Here is a 22,051-nt window from a genome sequence, read left to right on the forward strand (position 1 = left end):
CAGCGTCTTTTTTGTGTGTTGAACAATGCAAGTAAATCTAGCGTTTGAGTATTTTGACGTCACCAGTCTTTAATTTTGGCAAAAATATTGCGACAAGTCCCAAGAATGGCAAAAACGAGCAAACATCAAATAGGGTTTGGATGCCATAAATATCAGCAACTTTGCCCAATACTGCCGCAGATATAGCGCCAATACCAAAAGAAAGGCCAAAGCAAAGACCTGCCACTGTGCCAACGCGGCCGGGCAATAATTCTTGGACAAAAACTACAATTGCTGGAAATGCTGAGGCTAAGATCATACCAATAATAACCGATAAAATAGCCATGATTGGCAAATTAACATGCGGCATTAAAAGGGTAAAAGGTAATACGCCAAGGATGGATACCCAGATAACCGAGCGTGCGCCAATGCGATCGCCAATGCGGCCACCGAAAATTGTGCCAACAGCGATACCGCCGAGATAAAGAAATAATAAAATTTGCGCTGTATGGGTGGTTACACCAAATTTGTCGATTGCATAAAAAATATAAAAATTGCTCATACAAGCAAGATAAATATATTTAGCTAACATCAATAAAAGCAGCACAAATAAAGTACCAGCAATTTGTTTATTGGATAAAAGCTGCGGTTGCACGGTGGCTTTTTTCTTTGCGGTGACTTTTAATTGGGCAGCATACCATCGACTAACCCAAATCAACAGTAAAAAGCCAATAAAGGCAATAATTGCAAAATATCCAATACGGCTTTGTTGCGAGATGAAAAGCGCCGCTAATAATGGGCCAAGCGCTGCGCCAGTATTGCCGCCAACTTGGAAAATAGCTTGGGCAAAACCATGGCGACCCCCCGATGCAAGTCGCGTAACCCGCGAGGCTTCTGGATGAAATATTGCCGAGCCAAAACCAACACTTGCAGCGCCAATAAGCAGTACATAATAATGATGCGCATTAGCGAGCAGTAATAAACCAAGCATAGTAAATAATGAGGCAAAAGGGAGCGAGTAGGGGAGGGGACGTTTATCGGTATAAAAGCCGATAAGCGGTTGTAAAATTGAACCCGTTATTTGATATGTAGCGGTGATAAGGGCAATTTGAAAAAAGGTCAGGCCATAATTATCACTTAATATGGGATAAATAGCAGGCAACATCGACTGCATGACATCATTAAACAAATGACTAAGACTAATCGCAAGAATAATGGCAATGACCGTATCTTCTGCTTTTACTGCTGGGTCTTTTATCATAGCCACAGCTCCTCCCTATATCTTATTGATGATACCGCTTTTGCTATACTGGCTTATTTGTAATCATCATTAAGCAGCTATATTAAAATTTTAAGCTTTGTCGTGTTTATAGCAATTTTAGTTAATTAAGGCAGATAGAAATATGCTTAAAAACTATTTAAATGGTAACAAAATTTTGCATTAATAATTTTGAATGACTAACCTAAATAGGAGGAGTTGGTTTTCGAAAAAGATCAATGCTTCATGCGAGTGCCTTGGTTTTAACGATGGACAGGACACAATGAGTGGCTTAAAGGATAAGAATTAAAACGGCATATATTGCGGAAATTCTGGTAAGAGTATAGTTGAAGCTTAGCTTCTTGTTTCTCGTGTATTGTAAGCATATTTTTCAAACATATCAATACTTATAAAACAAAAAAGCAGTTGTTTCATGTAAGGTGAGAGTTACAATCCTGTAAAAGTGTCTTTCCATTATAGATATTGAATGACTACCTAAATAAATGTCATTAATAATCGTAGCTCAGCAATTCTTTATATTGTTCGATAATAAAATACTCCGATATCCCAACCATATAATTATTGATTTTAAATTTTGCCGACCAAAACGTTACTATTGTTAGTTATGGCGCGACTTTTAATATATTATTTAAAGCGTCGAAGATTTAGCTTAAAGCTGAATATGCGAAAAATATTTATTAGAAATCGTTTAAATAATAGTTTATAATAAATTTGCATGATAATGCATATTTTAATATATCTAACTGATATACCCTCTTTAAAAGCAAAAAGCAGGTAGTAAACATGTAGAAATTGTTAAACGCTTTTTAAGCGGGAGTGATGTAAATTATAGAAAGATATCTAAACTATAAGATAATTCTAGTGAAATTAAACAGCACTAACCTCAAGTAACTTTAAATATTCACTTCGAATACATTTATAATCGTAGTTGCTAAATGCTGTTGTATAAGCATTTTTAATAATGCTAGATATATCAATGTTTTTTAAATAAATATTTTCGATTGTAGTAAACCATTCTTCGCCAGAACATAAAAAACCATTTTCACCATGCGATATTGCATTTTTATAGGCAAAAGAAGGGCTGGCACAAGTTACAACATTAACCAAAGCAGCTTCAAAAAATTTTAATTCTGATTTACAATCATTGAACTCAGTTTGAAGTAAAGGAACTATATTTACATCAACCTCTGCAATTTTGTATTGTAGTTCTTGATAAGAAACTTTTGGCTCAAATTTAACTTTGTGTTTTACCCCCGACTTATCCCATTCTTCACTTAATGAAATATATCCCACAATGTTTAAATAAATATTTTCATATTTTTGCATTAATCTAATAAGGTAAACTTCTGCTAGTCTAAAATCATTATTATGTGACGGAGAGCCAGAAAAATATCCGATAGTAAATTTCTTTCGATCTTTTATAGTTTTTTGCGATATTGCATATTCTGAAGCCTCTTTTTGCTCCTGATTAAATCCATTTTTCACTAAAAAATAAGGTATGCCAAAATCTTCTTGTATTTTTTTTCCCAAAATTTTATTGGATACAATACATTTTTCAACCTGATTTAACAAAATATCTATTTTGGCACCATACAATATAAGGTGGTTTTGGGTGGGAGCATCTTCCACGCCTACCGCGTAAATATAATCTGCCGCATATTGGGGCTTATAAATACAATCGTCAATATCATAATATACAGGTACAGCCTTGATTTTTGCAACATAAAGCAAGGTATCAATCAACGGATCCCAAGTAGCCCTTTGTAAAACTATTAAATCAATTTCGTCTAAATTATTGAGTATAGAAGGAATTTCGCTTGTTAAAAAGCATGTCAACTCAATATTTCCTTCATCAGCATCAAAAGCTTCTTTAATGTTAAAAAAACGATACCGGAATGTTGAATCGTCAAATTCATTTTTTATATAAACAATGGTTTTTTTAGTAGAAAAAATAGCAGAATACCTTTCAAAGAAAGTTCCTAATTCTAAACCATCTGGATATTTCTTTTTTAAAGTATACATTAAATTTCTTCTTTTATATTTTTTTCTAAAAAGTCAACAGAATTAGACAATGCATCCACCCAATCACGATTTATCTTATTATTTTTAAAATTTTCTTTCCGTGTTTCTACATCATTCACCAGTTTAATTGCGTCTTTAAGTCCAGCGAGCATGTGATCAAGAGTTAAATTTGCGCAAATAATATTCTTACTATAGTTTGATAAGTCTTTTTTATTGTAAGCTTGATTAGTAAGAACTACGCTCCCAGAACATGCCGCATCAAAAGGTGGATAACTCGGATGTGGGGTGTAAATAACACTAAAGCATAGATCTATCTCTGACATTAGCTCATAATATCCATCCCAATCCATTACTCCATTGTTTACTATAGTGACATTTTTATTGTCAAACTCAATTCCAAAATCTTTGCTATCGCCAGCTGTGTAAATAACCCATTCTTCTGGACTTAGAATTCCGCGGTTGAAAGCTTCGTTTAATACATTAAAACAAAAATAAAATAAATTTCTTTGGTGTGAAGGACGCGCAAAGAAAAATAGCTTTTTAATTCTTTTATTGGGTAAAAAACTTTTTTTACTAGGTTGTAACAATTCTGAGAATGCTGGTTCAAAGTAAATGCCTTGATTTTTAACATTGTCATAACCAGCATTTACTAGGTAATCATATAGTAATTTAGTATTAACGATTGGATAGATATTTTCATCTGTTAGAGATAAGTATGCATTAAGGTGCAAATCTCCATGATCATAAAAAAAGGTTTCTACTTCTTGCATGATATAGAAAATTTTATTGGGAACACCTGCCTCTTTCAGCATTTTTAAATTGCTCCACATTGTACACAAAAAAACATCCTTTTCATCAATTGGGAGATTGGAGTTTTCTTCAAGAAATAAAAATTCAACTTTTATCGCTTTGGACAAGTTATTATGTTTCAAAAACACGTTAAAAACATCAATGTCCATTTCGGCACAGGCTAAAATTCGAAGTGGTATTTTATGCTTTATAACATATTCCAAAGCCAAACGTAATGCCGTTGCTTTGCCACCAAAAAAACTATTTTTTTGGAAACCTGTAAATACAATATTAAAACGATGATCACCCTCTATTTTTGATATATTCTTTGTCAAATTGATGCGAGGATAACTACATATATGTGCGGTTATATGTTTTATACCAACCAGATGTTTATTAGTGGCTGGTTCAGTAATTATATTTTTCTCAACATTTTGTTTAATTTGTTCATTCGCTATTGGTGCATTAAAATTTAAGTAATTATTTACATCCAAAAGGGCAACATTTTTTATAGGTATATTTTTTTTAGGGGCAGGCTTACCGCGCAATTTACGGCTCAAGTCACGCGGGATATATTTCCAAAATGTTAAATACCGTTTTAAAAGCCAATTACGACTTTGCATTAATTTTAATGCATTATTAATTATAGAATTAGCCTCACCCACAACTTGGTTGATTAAGTTATAATTGCTGAGCGTTAAATTTTCATTTTTGCTTTTTAGTTCAGTATTATAAAATTGCAGCGTGTTAAATTCAGAAACTAGTGCATCATATGTTTGAGCAAGTGTTTCATACTTGGCTACAATCGCTTTATCAGCTACGATCATTTCTTCATTATTTTTTTTGGAATCAGTATATTGCTTTTCAAGAGATGCTATTTTGTCTAGCGTCAAGTCTTTTTCTTTGACTGCTTCATAATACAAATTTTCTAATTTTATATGTTGTGATATCTCTACAGAGGTGTTTATTTTTTTTATAAACTCAGCTGTCTTTTGAAAATAAACTTTATAAAAATTTCGTAGGTCCTGATCTTCATTTAAATTTTTAAGAATATCAATAATAGGCTCATCTTGATTTTGTCCGACATAAAGAACGCCAAGGCCATGTCCATGCATAAAATTAAAATGTGGATAATTTTTAGATACTTCTTCCCAAAAACGCCACACACCAAAGTCAGCTTCAAACACGTTCGTATCGTGAAAAATAATTACGCCACGATTTGACATTTTGCTTATATATGTTTCAAAATCTTTTTTAACAGCTTCATATGTATGAAAGCCATCAATGTGCAAAAGATCGATTGAACCATTTTCAAAATCATCCACTGCTTCTTCAAAGGTCATACGTTTTAGAGTTGCAAAATGATCATAAATTACCAAGTCTTTTTGAACGCCTTCAAAAATACTATTGTCATAAAATGCTGCCTGTTCATCACCAAGCCAAGTATCTACAGCAACAGCTTTAGCGCCATATTCAAGACGCTCTGCAGCATAACAAAATGCATTAAAGCTTAAACCTCTATGTGTTCCCAATTCAACAAAAAGCGCTGGCTTATGTAATGCTGTCAAGCACATTAAAAAAGGAACATGTCCTGCCCATGCACTATGTTTATATTGCTCAATTGTTGGTTTAAATGGCCAAAAAGAAGGAATAAGGAATGATAGCATACTATCGGAAAAATTTTTCTTTATGACCATATTTTTACTCTTAAATTAATAAATTAAGCGATAAGATGATGTTTTAGGCGTCTATATTTTAATATTGTAAAAAAATAATTTCTAAAACTGAAGACGAATCTAAGTAGGTTTATAGCATCTCCTGTTTATTTTTAAAAGCAGCCACTTAGAATTAAAAGCCATTTTCACACTGGTATATAAGTTTTTAGAGCGCTTTAGACGAAGAGGCCTTTTACTGATTATATCTATGCTAATTTTAGATTTATAAGCTGTGTAACTCAAATTTTACTTTGATTAACATCTTGTAATGCACATTTTTAAAAACTTGGACAAAATTTTACTTTTGATTGCTAGATCAATTTAAAAAGTAAAAAATGTTGTTTTACCAATGATACACTGATAAATTAGCTTTTTACGGGGCGCAGTCGGGACAAATTTTTATTTACTTTTGAATATCAGGGGTTTAATTTCACCATCTATATAGGTTTACAATATTAAACTTTTATAGGTGCTAATAATGATACCAGACGTTATCTTAATTTCATATTGTTAAAGCTTTAGGTTATTAACTATATTTTTAGTTTTTTAACCCTTTTTTAACTACTATTGGCAGCTGGTTTGAAAGTTAAGAGACGATTCATCATTAGCCTTTATGACTTTTGAAGATTAAATTTAAGATGTCAAAGCACTATGACGGGAAGCACATGATGAAATCTGGTTTATATCTTGGCCGAGTAGCATTAGTGAGTGGGCTATCTTTAACTGCAATTGTTCAATCTTTTGCGCAAACACCAAAATTACCATCCGATGGCCCCGTTCCGTTAACAAGGCCCTTTGCATCAGCGCCGCAAGCAGGAAGCGGTTCAGTTGCTGCAGATAATATCATCACTTCAGGTATTCCTAAATTGCCGACAGGTAAGATGGTTGGCAAATTAAAAGATGGACTTGACGCGCTATATAAAAAAAATGACGCAAATCGTGCTATTGCTATTCGTAATGGATTGGCGGTTAATTCAATTGATCGGCAAATTTTGACATGGAGCCTAGCGACCTCTGGTGTACCAGAAATGTCGAGCAGCGCTATTGTGTCGGCGATGCATGAGGTGGCAGATTGGCCAGGCCAGTCAATTATGCAGCGTAATTTTGAACGAGCAATTTCGCGCGAAAATTTAAGCGCAGCAAATGTCATTAGTCTTTTTTCCAATCGCCGTCCTGAAACAGCACAAGGCATGGTAACGCTTGCCAATGCTTTAGCTGCGTCCGGTAAAACTGCACAAGCGCGGGCAGTGATCGCGCCATGGTGGCATCGCGAAAAACTGAACCCAGCCGAAGAAAAATATGTGCTTGAAAAGCTCAATGGTGTTTTAACATCAGATGATCATCTTATCCGCATGAAAGCCATGTTGCTTGCCTATCGTATTGATGCGGCTGAGCGCGTTTCAGGGCCTGCCAAGGCACGCTCATTCTATCTTGCTTTTGAAGCGGTAGCGCGTAACAGAAAAGACGCAGGGCAGCGGCTTGCTAATGTCGATCCATCATGGCGTAAAGACCCTGTTTATAGCTATGCGCGTATTCAATTTTTAAGGCGGGCTGGAAAATATACTGATGCCGCAAATGTACTTTTAAAAACGCCAAAAGATGCTGCATCTTTGGTTGACCCAGATGCTTGGTGGAATGAACGGCGTGTTTTATCGCGTGAAATGCTGGATCTTAATAATCCAAAACTTGCTTACCAATTGGCAGCGGCACATGCTGCAGAAAGTCCAACAGCGGCAGCGGACGCCGAATTTCATGCTGGTTGGTATGCATTGCGTTTTTTAAATGATCCCAAAACAGCTATGCGCCATTTTAGCCAGATAGCGAAAATTTCATCGGGGCCGATTTCATTGTCGCGCGCTTATTATTGGATGGGCAGGGCAAGTGAAGCGCAAAAAAATCCCGCGCAAGCAACAGGTTACTATCAACAATCCGCCCATTTTGGTACGACATTTTATGGGCAATTATCTGCGGCACGTCTTGGGGCGTCAAAGCTTGAATTGCCTTACCCAAAACCAAGCAATGATGAAAAACAACGTTTTGAAAAACGCGGTGCCGTTCGCGCTATATTAAGGTTAGAGGCGGCAGGCTATAGTGATAAAGCAGGTCTACTTTATCGCGAGTTAAGCCGCGAATTAAGAAGCCCCGGTGAACTTGCCTTGCTAGCGGTAATGGCAGAGCGCAAAAGCAACCATGTCATGAGTTTGCGCATTGGTAAAACGGCGGTTTTGCGGGGCATTAATGTGGGCGCACTTTCGCATCCTTTGGGTGCTATTCCATCATCTGCCAATATTTCACCATCAGGTAAGGCGCTTGCTTATGCTATTGCGCGTCAAGAAAGTGAATTTAATCCCTCTGCAGTTTCAAGCGCTGGTGCACGCGGTATGTTACAATTAATGCCAGCCACGGCAAAATCAGTAGCAGCAAAACGCGGCATTGCTTATAATGTCCAACGATTGACGACCGACCCTGCCTATAATGCTACTTTGGGCGCGCATTTTTTAGGTGACCAGTTAGAGCGTTTTGACGGATCTTATGTTTTGACCTTTGTTGGTTATAATGCTGGACCAACCCGCGCTAATGAATGGATTAACCGCTATGGAGATCCGCGCGGCCGTGATTTGGATACAATTGTTGATTGGATTGAGCGCATTCCTTACACAGAAACACGCAATTATGTGCAGCGCGTGATGGAAAATTATCAGGTCTATAAAGCGCGGTTGACGGGTTCATTTACAATTAAAAATGACCTTATCGCAGGACGCGCAATGAAAAATTAGTAAAAGTGAAAAATTAGTAAAAATGAAAAACTAGCAAAAGAACCCAAAGTTGTATTTGCTTTGGGCATTTCTTTTGCCGCGTTTACGCTTGTAAGAACGCCATTATTTTTTATCTTCAAAGGGTTGGGATTTTGCCGCTGCTATAATAGCCCGCTCATGGGCGTTGCCACGATAAAACAACTTGCGCACAAAATAACCGCATAAAGCGCCCAAAAGTGAAGATAGAGCAATTAATAAAATAATCTCAAAAGCAAGATGAAGCATGATTTACTTTTCTCCTTCATTGCGTTTGCTCACTGTCCAGCCGATAAAAAAGCTAACAATTGCTGCACTAAGCATCCATGGCCAAAGAAATGATATGAGAAAAGTCATAATTAAGGTCCTATAAGGTTAAATCCATGTCGCAATTATGTGGTTGATAGCTGAGATATTTTATTCGCTTTTGAGTGTAAGGCTTTGCAATTTTAACCCATTTGGTATGCTGAGATCTTTTATTGCCTTTTCAGCATCGCCATTTTTGGCAATGCCATTAATTGTAATGACATCATCACTAAGGATGATCTCGCCACTTTTTAACTGCTGAATTTGTGCTGCCGCATAATGAAGCCACTCGGCAAATTTTTTATCCGCACCTCGCGCATTGCCAGCTTGATCGACAACAACACCATCCATATTATCTAAAATGGTAAAGCGATCAAACTCGACTGGGAAGTCACCTTTAACTATAATAGTGTCATCATTTTTTTCAAAAATGAATTGAAATGGCGCTTTTAGTGGCGGAACGATAACTTCATCAGTAACCGATGCTATGCCCCATATGGCCGCAGCTTTGGCTAATACATCGCTTTCAATATTTTCTGTTGCGGCAATGCCACGTATAGTAAGGTCTCGGCCATCAAGATCATAATTAGCCCAAATCTTATCTGCTAGTAAATTCTCAACTTCATTGGTAAGCTGCGTCGTCATTGTACCCAAGCAAAACCATAATGACATAACTGAAAAGAAAATGATGGTTGTAAGCAAGGGCCAAAATAGTCGGCGCATAGGATTTCCTTTTAAAATGCTACCTTCGCAGCATATTTATTAAAATTGCTAATTTGCGATAAATATTGAAGAATTTTAATGAAAGCAATATAATTTATAGCAAAGATTGCTTTTGCTTAAAAAATGCTGGAAAAAATATCTTGTTTTAAAAAAAGGAAGGGGAGTTTTGAAAACAAAACTACTTATAGAAAAACGAGTTGTGCTGTATTAAAACACAATCGTCATCGCATTCATTATCGAATAATGAATTGACTTGCTAAGGTCTTTGCTTTGCAACCCTAACCAAATAGTCCCATTGAAAAAATCATAAGCGCAACGCCAACATTCAATGAAAGGATCATGGCTGAATAGGTTATGGCCGTTTTGACGATATCATTCATTTGATCACCTATTACTTTGTAATTTAACTTCACATTACGTTACAACACGAAACATAACAAATTGTTACAATTGCGGCAATGATAAAAAAACTTATTCCTTTTTATTTTTTTCTTGTTACAACATTCATATCAACCCAATTTAAATGGAGGAATGAGCATGTCTGATATAAAGCGTATCGAGCCTGGTAAACGCATGAGCAATGCAGTTGTGCATAATGGTGTTGTCTATCTTGCTGGTCAAGTCGGCGAACCAGGTGCTAGCGCAAGCGATCAAACCAAGCAAATTTTGGCTGAAGTGGATCGTTTGTTAGCCCTTGCTGGTTCAGACAAGACACGTATTTTGAAAGCAATGATCTGGCTTGCGGATATGAAATATTTCGCCGATATGAATGCCGTTTGGGATGAATGGGTTGCACCAAATGCAGCTCCTGCCCGCGCAACAGGTGAAGCAAAGCTTGCAGCTCCTGAATATTTGGTTGAGATTGTTATCACTGCTGCTGTTTAAGTAATTTTGTTTCATAAATTATGGCATATGTCATGGCTATCTATGACATATGCTTTTAATTTTAAATCATAAATTTAAAACTCAACTCAATTAAGGTTTTTAATGTTTCGCCTTATTCATATTTCTGATGTTCATTTAACGCCAATGCCTAATCCAAAGCTTTTTCAGCTATTGAATAAGCGTATTACTGGCTGGGTTAATTGGAAGATGAACAGAAAAGGCGAGATCGGCAATGAAGCCTTGCAGTGCATTATCAATGATATTAAAAATCAACCCCATGATCATATAGCGATTAGCGGTGATTTGGTTAATTTAGCATTGCCGATTGAGTTTCAAAATGCCCGTATTTGGCTAGAGCAATTGGGAAATGCGCAGGATATATCTGTTGTCTTTGGAAATCATGATGCCTATGTACCTACTGCATTAAAAACCGCGATAAAAACATTTGCGCCTTGGATTAGTAGTGACGTGGCTGTCAACGCACCTTTTCCCTATATGCGGATAAGAAAAGATGTTGCAATCATTGGTTGCTCGTCAGCTATTGCAACCATGCCTTTTCGGGCTACAGGTAAATTTGGTAAGCGCCAAGCAGACAGCCTTAAAAAATTGTTGCATATAGCTTCAGAAAAACAGCTTTTTCGCGTGGTGATGATCCATCATCCACCTATTCATAATGCAACGCATCGCCACAAAATCTTAACAGATATTGATTGCTTTCAAACAGTTATCGCCGAGTGTGGTGCAGATTTGGTTTTGCATGGCCATACTCATTTGCCAACACTTTATAGTATAAAGGGTAGAGATGGCGACATACCTGTCGTGGGGGTTGCATCAGCTTCGCAGAGTTTTGGCGGCAAAAAACCACCGGCCAATTATAATGTGTTTGAAATTGAAAAGCAAAATGGCAAATGGCAAAATAGATTATCACGCCACACAATTTTAAATGCTGAAAATGATATTAGCTGTAGCGAAACCATTTTATTATAATTAGACAAAAAATTGTGAAATCACCAAATAATCGATAATTGCTCAATAAGGATAAGGGTTGCGGCTGCAATGGAAAGGCACGTAATACAGATTATAAATCCATATTCAACAATGCTCATAATCACATTATGACTGCTGCGTAGCGGCGAGACTTCAAGAGGAACTTGCTTAGTCATTAGAGCACTTTCAACGAATATTATTTGAATTGACCTAATGGTTTTTACAGCGATTCTGTTTCAATGGGTTTAAAACTCTTGGTAAATGATAGGTAAACTGTCAAATTACCGTGGATAGGTTTTTATTTGCGCTTTATCACCATGAGAGTTATCTGCAATGGCGTACAATCTGAAGGCTAGATTGTCATCTTTGGTTTAGATATTCATATAAGTGTCAATATTTTTTTGACAGTGCGTTGCACTAAAATCACTTACCTATATTGATGTTTTGGAATAGTCTCATAGTTAAATAATTGCATGTTTTGTGGTGATTAGTCGATTATGAGTCTGCTAAATTCGCGTTTTGAGTTTGTTAGATTTCACATTAAAATGATGGATAAAATCATAAAACTGTCAATTAATGGCATTACTTTTAAATAATAAACCATATATTGCCATTAAGTTTGATTTTTCTGCGATGGTTATCTTGAAACATGGCAGAATGGACGACAAATCTTCAAGACGTTTAAACAGGTGTAAAATGTCAAAAGTATATAATATCGGTGTTTTCGTTGGTTCATTACGCAATGCTTCTTATAGCCGTAAATTAGCTAATACATTTAAGAAGATTGCTCCAGCAGGTCTTAATCTTGAAATTATTGAGATTGGCGATATGCCAATGTATAATGAAGATCTTGAAACCGACGTGCCACCTGCTTCATGGTCAACGTTCCGTCATGCCGTAAAGCATGTTGACGGCTTTTTGTTTATTACACCTGAATATAACCGCTCTGTACCAGCTGTACTTAAAAACGCTATTGACGTTGGATCGCGCCCCTATGGACAAAGTGTTTGGAATGGTAAGCCAGGTGCGGTTGTATCGCTTTCTCAGGGAATTATTGGCGGTTTTGGTGCCAATCATCATTTGCGTCAATGTTTGGTATTTAATGATGTCCAAACTATGCAGCAGCCTGAAGCCTATCTATCACATATTCAAAACATCATTACCGATAGTGCAGAACCTGCTAATGAATCTTCTCATGCATTCTTGGCTAGTATTCTTACCGCGTTTGAAGCTTTGGTTAAAAGGTTTGATTAAGCATTGCCCGCAAAAGTGCGAAGCGGTTTTGCGTTAAGGACAATGCGTTAAATTATACATTGTCCGCAAAAGTGCGAAGCGGTTTTGCGTTAAGGACAATGCGTTAAATTATACATTGTCCGCAAAAGTGCGAAGCGGTTTTGCGTTAAGGACAATGGGTTAAATTATACATTGCGAACAACTACTTGAAATTGCCGGTCTTTAATAAGGCAGTTTTATAGAGTATATAAGCGTGAATAAAAGCACTTCCACTGCCGATTATTTGCGCTTTATTGGCCGCTAGCATGTTTCATGTTGGCGGCTAATTTTTTTGGTAAAATTTTTTGGCGTCCTATTTAAATGTCTTTTTATTCATGACTATCAAAGCCTTGATGCTATCTTGAAAAAAAACTCGCTTCGATATAAATAGGCAGCGAATATTATTATAACTGGCTGCTTAGAGTGCGTCTATTTATTATCGGGCGCAACATGCTCTAAGCTTTTATTAAGGCGCATTGTTGACATGAAAAAGTTGCGTTAACTTTTTTAAAAAAATGCATAAATGGGCAAAGCATGAGTATTGACCAAAAAAAAGAACACCAGAAAAAACGCCTAGCAAAACAGTTGCGCACCAACTTAATGCGCCGTAAAGCGCAAGCACGACAAAGAACCGAGGATGGTGCTGAAGATGAGGTGCTTGATGGGGATGCTATCGAAAGCGCTGAAGACGATAAATAGCGGTTTAATTGCAACAAATGCAATTAACGCAGAATTTTTTGGTAAATATCATTAAAAATTTTTAATGATTGCCATAATTTGGTAGTTAAAAATTTTTATGAATTTTTGTTCGCCATTAAAACACTTTTAAAGCGTTGCAACTTATTATAGAGCTGTGAACTCTTAATGACACAGTTTTTAAAAGCAATGATTTATCCAAGGCTTTGTCATTTACACGATATAGCGACAATCGACTATCAGCATTTAGGAAGGCAATTAGAATGGATCGTATAAGAATTATCGGCGGTAACCGGCTTAATGGGGTTATTCCGATTTCTGGCGCAAAAAATGCTGCTTTGCCTTTAATGATCGCTTCTTTGCTAACCGATGATATGTTGACTCTAGAAAATGTACCCCATCTTGCGGATGTCGAACATTTGATTCGTATTTTAGGTAATCACGGTGTTGATTATTCGGTAAATGGCCGCCGTGAACATCAAAATGGCAGCTATTCGCGCACTGTGCATTTTAATGCTCGCCATATCGTTAATACCACTGCTCCCTATGATCTTGTTTCGACTATGCGTGCGAGTTTTTGGGTAATTGGGCCGCTGCTTGCTCGCATGGGGGAAGCTATTGTTTCGCTGCCCGGTGGTTGTGCCATTGGAACGCGCCCAGTGGATTATATCTTGGATTGCCTTAAGGCGCTTGGCGCCAATATTCATATCGAAAATGGCTATGTCCATGCCAATGTTGGCAATGGCTTGGTCGGTGCTGAATATACATTCCCCAAAGTAACAGTTGGTGGCACCCATGTCATGCTCATGGCAGCAAGCCTTGCTAAGGGTGACACTATTATCCATAATGCTGCAGCAGAACCTGAAGTTGCTAATCTTGCTGATTGTTTAAACCAGATGGGGGCAAAAATCTCTGGCGCTGGTACTTCCACCATTAAAATTTCAGGTGTTTCTGGACTTTCTGGCGCGCGTGTACGCATTATTCCAGACCGTATTGAAACTGGAACCTATGCAATGGCTGTTGCCATGACGGGCGGCGATGTGGTGCTTGATGGCGCCGATCCGCGCCAATTAACATCGGTGCTTGAAACATTGCGTCAAACGGGTATTGAAATTGAAGAAAGTGCCAACCAAATCCGTATTCGCCGCAATGGCCATGCGATTGAGCCGGTTGATATTGAAACACAACCTTTCCCCGGTTTTCCAACCGACTTACAGGCACAATTTATGGGGCTTATGACCCGGGCTAATGGCACATCTCATATTACAGAAACCATTTTTGAAAATCGTTTCATGCATGTGCAAGAATTGGCACGGCTTGGCGCAAAAATTTCGCTTTCTGGGCAAACAGCAACGGTCGAGGGTGTCGAAAATTTGCAAGGTGCGCAAGTCATGGCAACCGATTTGCGGGCATCCGTTTCTTTGGTGATCGCAGGTCTTGCAGCACAAGGTGAAACGATGATTAGTCGAGTTTATCACCTTGATCGCGGTTTTGAACGCCTTGAAGAAAAATTATCTCATTGCGGCGCCGTTGTTGAACGTATCCGTGGGTGAGTAGAGCATTATGGCCTTATTAAAATTATTAGCGCTTGATAGTGATGATTTAGCAATCATATCAGCCCACGTGCAAGATGCTGTTTTAAAAGTAAAAGATATTGATTGGCAGCCCAAGGATAAGCGTTTGGTGATTGCCATTAACCGTTTTGCTTGGGAAAATGAAAAGCCACGCGGATTTTTTAAGCGGCGTAATATTCCAGAACGGCATTTTGCAGTTTTGCGATTTGATCGGGTTGAAAAAATTCAAGCTCGCAATATTAGTAGTGATAAAGCCGAAGAGGTTTTATCCTTATTAGCTATTCAATTTGAAGAAGGCGATAATCCGCAAGGCACAATTCAATTGCAGTTTTCTGGCGATTGCGCTTTGCGTTTAAGCGTTGAATGTATTGAATGCCAATTGGGAGATCTTGGCCCCGTTTGGCAAGCAAAAAACCGTCCCAACCATGATTAATCATGGTTAGGACTAAAGCTTTTTAAAAATCTGCTTAAAAATCTGCTTGTTGCGGTTTACCAGCTTGTTGAAATTCATAAATAGCAACAATAAGACAGCAAATAGCCCAAAAGACCAAATATTCGTCGCCGCCTTGGTTCCATGTCCAAGCAAAATAGCCACGATTGATATTTAACGCGGTCAAGGCACTTAAAAGAATAGTCATTGCACCAAGAGCCGCATAGCGTGAGCAAATACCTAAAATTAAAGCTAATCCGCAGGTAACCTCGCCAAGCGCGGCAAAATAAACCCAAAATTCAGCTGGATAAAATCCAACCTTGGCAAAAAAGCCAACAGTATCAGGATTAAGGGTCGGAAAGTGGCTAAACTTACCATAGGCTTCTGGCAAAAGAAATAAGCCACAAATGATACGCAATAGGTGTTCGGTATTTCTAAAATTAAAATTGCTTGCTTTTAGCTTGAAATCATCCAAATAAAATAGCTTCATGATCTGAGCCTTTTGTAATGTCAATTATTGTTATTTTAGGTTGAGGCACCGAGGTAGTTTGCATTATTTATTGTGTTGGGTTTTAGGTAAAATGCTTCGCAATATGCGTGACGCGATACATATGATACGAAACGCACCGCTTACACTGTATTGCCGTTAAATTTATTAAACATATCTTTTATTGATGCTAAAAGTTACTATATATAGTTCAACATATATAGCGAGTGTAAAAATGGCCGAAAATAAAAGCTCAAAAAAAGTTGATCAAAGTAATCACATTAATGACGGTCAAAATGATGAAGGTATAGCAAGCATAGCATCTTGGGCGAATGAATTAAGTGAAGCGGCTGAAAAAGATGTTGTTGAGGTTAAAGCTAAAACGGCAAAAGTCAAAGCAACCAGTGCAGCTAAAAAACCAGTCAAAAAAGCCGCTAAAGATGAAAAGCCAATGAAAACATCGCGCGGCACGTTGCTTGGCGGTAAAGCTTCCGCTAAAGAGCGCAGCCGTGCTGGTCTTAATCCCGTTTCAGGGTTAGATATTTCACTAGAAGATGCTGATAATTTACCCCAAAGCGGTGCAACGGCAACGGTTGAAGCATTATCTGCGCTTATTTCTTCGGGCAATCCACTTTTTAAAAATGGTGAGCTTTGGACACCTCATCGACCTGATCGGCCACATAAGTCCGAAGGCGGTATTCCGTTTAAAATGCATACACCGTTTTTACCATCAGGTGATCAGCCAACGGCTATCAAGGATTTGGTGGAAGGTCTTAACAGTGATGATCGCACACAGGTTCTGCTAGGTGTGACAGGGTCAGGCAAAACCTTTACCATGGCTAAAGTCATTGAGGAAACCCAAAGGCCGGCGCTTATCCTTGCACCAAATAAAACCCTTGCAGCACAGCTTTATGGTGAGTTTAAATCATTCTTTCCTGATAATGCGGTTGAATATTTTGTTTCCTATTATGATTATTATCAACCAGAAGCCTATGTTGCGCGGTCCGATACTTACATTGAAAAGGAATCATCGGTTAATGAGCAGATAGACCGCATGCGCCATGCTGCCACCCGTGCGGTGCTTGAGCGTGATGATGTTATTATTGTTGCATCTGTTTCTTGTATTTATGGTATTGGGTCTGTTGAAACTTATACCGCAATGACCTTTGAGATGAAGGTTGGCGATAGGTTAGATCAGCGGCAGTTATTGTCCGATCTTGTTGCGCAGCAATATAAGCGGCAAGAGTTTAATTTCGTGCGCGGTTCTTTCCGTGTGCGCGGCGATACAATTGAAATTTTTCCAGCCCACTTAGAAGATAGGGCATGGCGCATTTCATTGTTTGGTGACGAGATTGATACAATCACTGAATTTGACCCGTTAACTGGCAAGAAAACTGGTGATTTAAAATCGGTCAAAATCTATGCGAATTCGCATTATGTGACGCCGCGGCCTACTTTAAATCAGGCGATAAAAAGTATTAAAACTGAGTTGCGTAACCGCCTTGTCGAACTTAATGATGCTGGGCGCTTATTAGAAGCGCAAAGAATTGAACAACGCACGAAATTTGATCTTGAAATGTTGGAAGCAACAGGTTCTTGCCCAGGTATTGAAAATTATTCACGTTATCTCACGGGACGTAAACCGGGGGAACCACCACCAACCATGTTTGAATATATTCCAGACAATGCTTTGGTCTTTCTTGATGAAAGCCATGTTACCATTCCGCAAATTGGCGCTATGTATCGTGGTGACTTTCGCCGTAAAGCAACCTTGGCAGAATATGGTTTTCGCTTGCCATCTTGTATGGATAACCGTCCCTTGCGTTTTGAGGAATGGGATGCAATGCGCCCACAAACCATAGCTGTTTCTGCAACGCCTGCCCAATGGGAAATGAATGAAGCAGGCGGCGTCTTTGCCGAGCAAGTTATTCGTCCAACAGGTCTTATTGATCCACCCGTTGAAATTAGGCCCGCAAAAACGCAGGTTGATGACGTGATGGGCGAAATATTAGCCACCAGTAAACAAGGCTATCGCTCGCTGGTGACGGTACTTACCAAACGCATGGCAGAAGATTTAACTGAGTATTTGCACGAGCAAGGCATCAAGGTGCGCTATATGCACTCAGATATTGATACGCTTGAACGCATTGAGATTATTCGCGACTTACGCCTTGGTACATTTGACGTTTTGGTGGGTATCAACCTATTGCGTGAAGGTTTGGATATTCCTGAATGTAGTTTTGTTGCCATTCTTGATGCGGATAAGGAAGGCTTTTTGCGGTCTGAAACATCACTTGTTCAGACCATTGGTCGTGCGGCGCGAAATGTTAATGGTCATGTTATTCTTTACGCTGATAAGATGACGGGTTCGATGGAGCGCGCAATTAACGAAACCAATCGCCGCCGCGAAAAACAGGTTGCTTATAATCTTGAGCATAATATCACGCCAGCAAGTGTCAGCAAGAATATATCCGATATTCTCGGTTCTGTTTATGAGCGAGATCATGTTCGCGCCGATATTTCGCAATTTATCGATGAAGGTGCGATGATAGGCAATAATCTTGCCACGCATATTGCACATCTTGAAAAACGCATGCAGGAGGCTGCTGCCGATCTTGACTTTGAGGAAGCTGCACGCTTGCGCGATGAAGTAAAGCGTTTGCGCCAAACCGAACTTGCTATCGCCGATGATCCATTAACCCGTGAAACAATACGAACGATTGAGGGAACCGCCAAAAAGGTTAGTAAAAGCCTTTTTGCCAAGCCTGATTTAGATCATATGGGACCAACAATGGATACTGGGCTACCAATGCCAGATTCGTCAGTTAATGATGAGTTGGCACCGGTTAAACGAGGACGTATTGGCGTAGGTTCTTATGAAGAACCTGAAAAGTCTAATAGTCGCAAAGGTAGGGCTAGAAAGACAGGAAGGCCTGGAAAATAGCTTAGCTATCATTGTTTCGTCGAATATAAATTGAAACGCAGCCATTTAACAATGGCTGCGTTTTTTTAATGCTTTGCTTCAATGAAACTTGGTTGCTGGCAAATAGCTGACCATTTTCAATATATGCGAGTATTCTCCAGCAAGAATAGATGAAAAATAAAAATATGGGGTGGTCATTAGCGATTAAAAAGTGCGCTAAATTAAATCAGATTTTCATTTTTTGGCTATTAAGCTCAGGTGATTTTGTCTTGATTAAATAGATATAAGTTTAATATTTTTTATAAATAATTGATTTTAAATGATAATATTTTTTATCGGAAGATGTCATTTGTTGGTTGACAAAATATATTTTAAAATATATTTTTGTGTATATGTTAAAGTTGTAGCAATACCAAAAAGGGAACTTTACTATAAATAGTAAGCAACTTGGCAAATATGAAAATAAGGTCCAGCATAAAGCTGGCAAAATATAGACTTTGATTTCTTGCAGTAGTTTATTTTTTTACAAGCAACACAACTATAGTGTTGTTTAAATGGGACTAATCATAAACATCACGTTTTAGGTGCTTGGGCATCTAATAATTTAACTCGGTTATAATTCAGCTTCTCATCTGTGAGGGCTGTTAATGGTGGAGGTTTACCAATGTATTATTTCGCTTATTGCACTTGGCTTGATGGCGCTGAAATTCATCGTTATTGGAAAGATGCAAAGCTTGTAACAACAGGCTATGTGGCAAATCATAAATTGAAATTTCATGCGGCAAGTGATCGTAAAGATCGCGGTTGGTGCCATTTTGATAATACAGCAAAAGTTGCTTGGGGAGAAAAAGCATTGGGCGCTGTTTTTGAGCATCCGCCAGAGCATTTTGAAGAAGATTTTGATGATTTTGAACGCTGCTGCATGACCGTTTATGGCGATGATGGTAAAATGTATGATTGCTGGACCTATCGTCTTAGTCGTCCCGGCATTGAAATGCGCCCACCAAATTTCTATTGGGAGCATATTCCTGAAGGCTTTAAACAGTTTAACTTCCCACAAGAATATGTAGGTAAGGTTATAAATGTTTATAATGATGCGGCTGAATGTCCACGAGCAGATAGGCCAAATCCATCAGCTGTACCAGGGCGTGGTGCTGATACCCGCTAAAATATAAGGCCCCATTTTTAAAATGGGGCCAATAATACCGATGAATGCAAACATTTTTTAAAATGTTGGATTTTTAAAAAGTTGGATTGAGGTGTTTTGTCTGTTTTAAATAAAAATAGATGAGGCTACAAAAGCGTATATAATTATATATTCGATATCAAGCATTTAGTATTAATATATAATTATATTCAAATGCAAATAAAATGGGAATTACATATGTAAATAATATTGTTTCAACCATGGAAAAGGGAACATAATCATGGGGAAATCAAATAACACTGGCGCATATAAAGAAAAAAAGAAAAATTTCGCATTATCAGCATTCATTTCGGCTTTGTCAGTTCTGGCTACAACTTCGTCGAGTTTTTCCGCTGATCTTACCTCTCTTTTACCAGAAAAATATAAAAAAAATGGCTATGTCACTATTGGCTCACAGCAAACCGTGCCACCAATAGAATTTCGTGATCCGGGTACTTTAAAGCTAAAGGGCGCAAGTATTGATCTCATAAATGAAGTGGGGACGCGTTTAGCGGTTGAATTCCGTTATATGCAGGCTGAGTATTCTGCTCTCATTCCGGGTATAGAAGCAAAAAGGTTCAATATAGCATCTGGTGCGATTTCAGACACTATTGAGCGGGAGGCGAAGCTTGATTTTATCAATTATCTTTCTGCTGGCGCAAGTATATTAGTGCGACAAGATGAAAGCGCGAAATTTAAAACTATTGATGATTTCTGTGGGCTTACAATGGCAACCTTATTAGGTAGCCGTGTTATCATGACTGCTATTGAAACAGCCTCTGAAAAATGTGTTGCAAATGGTAAATCTGCTATAAAGGTTGAGCAATTGCCTTCAGCACCTGATGCCCGTCAACAGCTAGATTTGAAGCGAGTGGACGGTTACCTTGGTGATTTTCCAGCTCTTGCCTATATGGTTCAACAAATGCCCGGGCGCTATGATATTGTAGATAAAAATTATGTTTTAGTTCCTTATATTACATCATGGGGCTTTCCAAAAAATGAAACAGGATTGCGCGATGCTATCAAAGCCGCAATGGATGAAATGGTAGCCGATGGCACCTATAAAAAAATATTGACTGAATGGGGCTTGGAAGCGGCGGCCTTGCCAGAAATAACCATAAATTTCCCAGCGAGCCAACGCTAAGGAGAGTAATATGTCCATTACTCAAATAGATATGCCTTACAAAAATTTGCCTATTATTCAAAGGCGGCCTTGGAAAAGCTGGTTGGTAGGCGGCATTGTAGGTCTCATTGTTATATTTGTCATATATTCCGCATGGAAACAGCAGATTATTGATCTAAGTGTTTTTACTGAATATATATTTAGCCCAGCCATTTTGATTGGTGCTTACCACGCTGTTATACTTGGAACTTTATCTTTGGTGGCAGCTAGCGTTATTGGCTTTATATCGGCGATTATGCGCCTTTCTAATAATCGCATATTATCGGCTATTTCAGCCACTTATGTCTATTTTTTTCGCGGGACACCAATGCTTATCCAGCTTTTGTTTTGGTTTAATGCAGTTCCAATAATATTTCCGCATTTATATCTCCACCTACCTTTTATGAGTAGCCCCTTGCTAGATGTAGGGACATCGGATGTCATTACGCCATTTATGGCCGCCTTATGTGGATTGGCTTTAGCGGAAGGCGCCTATATGAGCGAAGTTATACGTGGTGGTATTATGGCGGTCGATAATGGCCAAAGATCTGCTGCAACTGCGCTTGGAATGACACGAAGACAAGTAATGGCGCAAGTTATTATTCCCCAAGCTGGGCGCATTATCATTCCGACAACCGGCAATCAATATATTATGCTATTAAAATCTACATCACTTGCTATGGCGATTGGCTACCAAGAATTAACGCGTATTTCCATTGATATTTATTCGTCAAATTTCAAAACTACCGAACTTTTAGCCGTGGCTGCATTTTGGTATCTTGTGATGACTGCTTTTGCAACAATTCTTCAAACCATATTGGAAAGAGTATTTCCACCGAGGTGA

At 38.3% G+C, this 22,051-nt stretch carries 18 protein-coding genes; 11 read left to right on the forward strand and 7 right to left on the reverse strand.

The window, feature by feature from the left end; translation table 11 throughout:
- Positions 1–37 precede the first annotated feature (37 nt).
- The 3 genes from N5852_RS05455 to N5852_RS05465 all read right to left on the reverse strand — a co-directional run bounded on the left by N5852_RS05455 (position 38) and on the right by N5852_RS05465 (position 5,766).
- Positions 38–1,240 carry an MFS transporter gene (locus N5852_RS05455; protein ID WP_262099406.1) on the reverse strand — a complete coding sequence of 401 codons (1,203 nt, stop codon included), beginning with the start codon at positions 1,238–1,240 and terminating at the stop codon, positions 38–40.
- Between the two features lie 885 nt (positions 1,241–2,125).
- Complete coding sequence (locus N5852_RS05460) at positions 2,126–3,280, reverse strand: glycosyltransferase (protein WP_262099407.1); 1,155 nt, start codon at positions 3,278–3,280, stop codon at positions 2,126–2,128.
- Positions 3,280–5,766: a rhamnosyltransferase WsaF family glycosyltransferase gene (locus N5852_RS05465; RefSeq protein ID WP_262099408.1), complete on the reverse strand. Its 2,487-nt coding sequence runs from the start codon at positions 5,764–5,766 to the stop codon at positions 3,280–3,282. The genes N5852_RS05460 and N5852_RS05465 overlap by 1 nt, the downstream gene beginning before the upstream one ends.
- A gap of 683 nt (positions 5,767–6,449) precedes the next feature.
- On the opposite strand from N5852_RS05465, the gene N5852_RS05470 reads away from it, so the two are divergent.
- Positions 6,450–8,561, forward strand: a complete 2,112-nt coding sequence (locus tag N5852_RS05470) for a lytic transglycosylase domain-containing protein (protein WP_262099409.1) — start codon at positions 6,450–6,452, stop codon at positions 8,559–8,561.
- Between the two features lie 102 nt (positions 8,562–8,663).
- On the opposite strand, the gene N5852_RS05475 is transcribed toward N5852_RS05470, so the two are convergent.
- Complete coding sequence (locus N5852_RS05475) at positions 8,664–8,825, reverse strand: hypothetical protein (RefSeq protein WP_262099410.1); 162 nt, start codon at positions 8,823–8,825, stop codon at positions 8,664–8,666.
- A gap of 168 nt (positions 8,826–8,993) precedes the next feature.
- Positions 8,994–9,605 (reverse strand): hypothetical protein, encoded by a 612-nt coding sequence (locus tag N5852_RS05480; RefSeq protein WP_262099412.1) that lies wholly within the window; start codon positions 9,603–9,605, stop codon positions 8,994–8,996.
- A gap of 537 nt (positions 9,606–10,142) precedes the next feature.
- On the opposite strand from N5852_RS05480, the gene N5852_RS05485 reads away from it, so the two are divergent.
- Together N5852_RS05485 and N5852_RS05490 are read left to right on the forward strand one after the other, a co-directional pair.
- Entirely contained in the window at positions 10,143–10,490 is a 348-nt protein-coding gene (locus N5852_RS05485) for a RidA family protein (protein WP_262099413.1), read from the forward strand.
- Between the two features lie 102 nt (positions 10,491–10,592).
- A complete protein-coding gene (locus tag N5852_RS05490; protein ID WP_262099415.1) occupies positions 10,593–11,477 on the forward strand; it encodes a metallophosphoesterase family protein in 885 nt (294 codons plus the stop codon).
- Positions 11,478–11,497: 20 nt separating this feature from the next.
- On the opposite strand, the gene N5852_RS05495 is transcribed toward N5852_RS05490, so the two are convergent.
- Positions 11,498–11,653 (reverse strand): hypothetical protein, encoded by a 156-nt coding sequence (locus N5852_RS05495; protein ID WP_182419041.1) that lies wholly within the window; start codon positions 11,651–11,653, stop codon positions 11,498–11,500.
- Positions 11,654–12,173: 520 nt separating this feature from the next.
- Here N5852_RS05495 and N5852_RS05500 point away from each other — a divergent pair.
- The 4 genes from N5852_RS05500 (at position 12,174) to N5852_RS05515 (ending at position 15,452) form a co-directional block, all read left to right on the forward strand.
- Complete coding sequence (locus N5852_RS05500) at positions 12,174–12,731, forward strand: NADPH-dependent FMN reductase (protein WP_262099418.1); 558 nt, start codon at positions 12,174–12,176, stop codon at positions 12,729–12,731.
- Positions 12,732–13,283: 552 nt separating this feature from the next.
- Positions 13,284–13,448, forward strand: a complete 165-nt coding sequence (locus tag N5852_RS05505; protein ID WP_262099419.1) for a hypothetical protein — start codon at positions 13,284–13,286, stop codon at positions 13,446–13,448.
- 260 nt (positions 13,449–13,708) lie between these two features.
- Positions 13,709–14,998 carry a UDP-N-acetylglucosamine 1-carboxyvinyltransferase gene (murA, locus tag N5852_RS05510; protein WP_262099420.1) on the forward strand — a complete coding sequence of 430 codons (1,290 nt, stop codon included), beginning with the start codon at positions 13,709–13,711 and terminating at the stop codon, positions 14,996–14,998.
- A 10-nt stretch (positions 14,999–15,008) separates the two neighbouring features.
- Entirely contained in the window at positions 15,009–15,452 is a 444-nt protein-coding gene (locus N5852_RS05515) for a DUF2948 family protein (protein ID WP_262099422.1), read from the forward strand.
- Positions 15,453–15,486: 34 nt separating this feature from the next.
- Here N5852_RS05515 and N5852_RS05520 read toward each other — a convergent pair whose 3' ends face one another.
- Positions 15,487–15,939, reverse strand: a complete 453-nt coding sequence (locus N5852_RS05520) for a DoxX family protein (RefSeq protein ID WP_182419046.1) — start codon at positions 15,937–15,939, stop codon at positions 15,487–15,489.
- A gap of 232 nt (positions 15,940–16,171) precedes the next feature.
- Between N5852_RS05520 and uvrB the strand changes: the two genes are divergently transcribed.
- From uvrB to N5852_RS05540, 4 genes are all read left to right on the forward strand, one after another.
- Positions 16,172–18,880 (forward strand): excinuclease ABC subunit UvrB, encoded by a 2,709-nt coding sequence (gene uvrB, locus N5852_RS05525; protein WP_410004234.1) that lies wholly within the window; start codon positions 16,172–16,174, stop codon positions 18,878–18,880.
- A gap of 643 nt (positions 18,881–19,523) precedes the next feature.
- A complete protein-coding gene (locus N5852_RS05530) occupies positions 19,524–20,027 on the forward strand; it encodes a gamma-glutamylcyclotransferase family protein (RefSeq protein WP_262099423.1) in 504 nt (167 codons plus the stop codon).
- A 259-nt stretch (positions 20,028–20,286) separates the two neighbouring features.
- Positions 20,287–21,189 carry an ABC transporter substrate-binding protein gene (locus N5852_RS05535; RefSeq protein ID WP_262099424.1) on the forward strand — a complete coding sequence of 301 codons (903 nt, stop codon included), beginning with the start codon at positions 20,287–20,289 and terminating at the stop codon, positions 21,187–21,189.
- 10 nt (positions 21,190–21,199) lie between these two features.
- The gene (locus N5852_RS05540; RefSeq protein ID WP_262099425.1) at positions 21,200–22,051 is read left to right on the forward strand and encodes an amino acid ABC transporter permease; all 852 of its coding nucleotides are present in this window, start codon (positions 21,200–21,202) and stop codon (positions 22,049–22,051) included.

Origin of the sequence: Bartonella sp. HY328 (genome assembly GCF_025449335.1) — a bacterium.
Taxonomy (GTDB): domain Bacteria; phylum Pseudomonadota; class Alphaproteobacteria; order Rhizobiales; family Rhizobiaceae; genus HY038.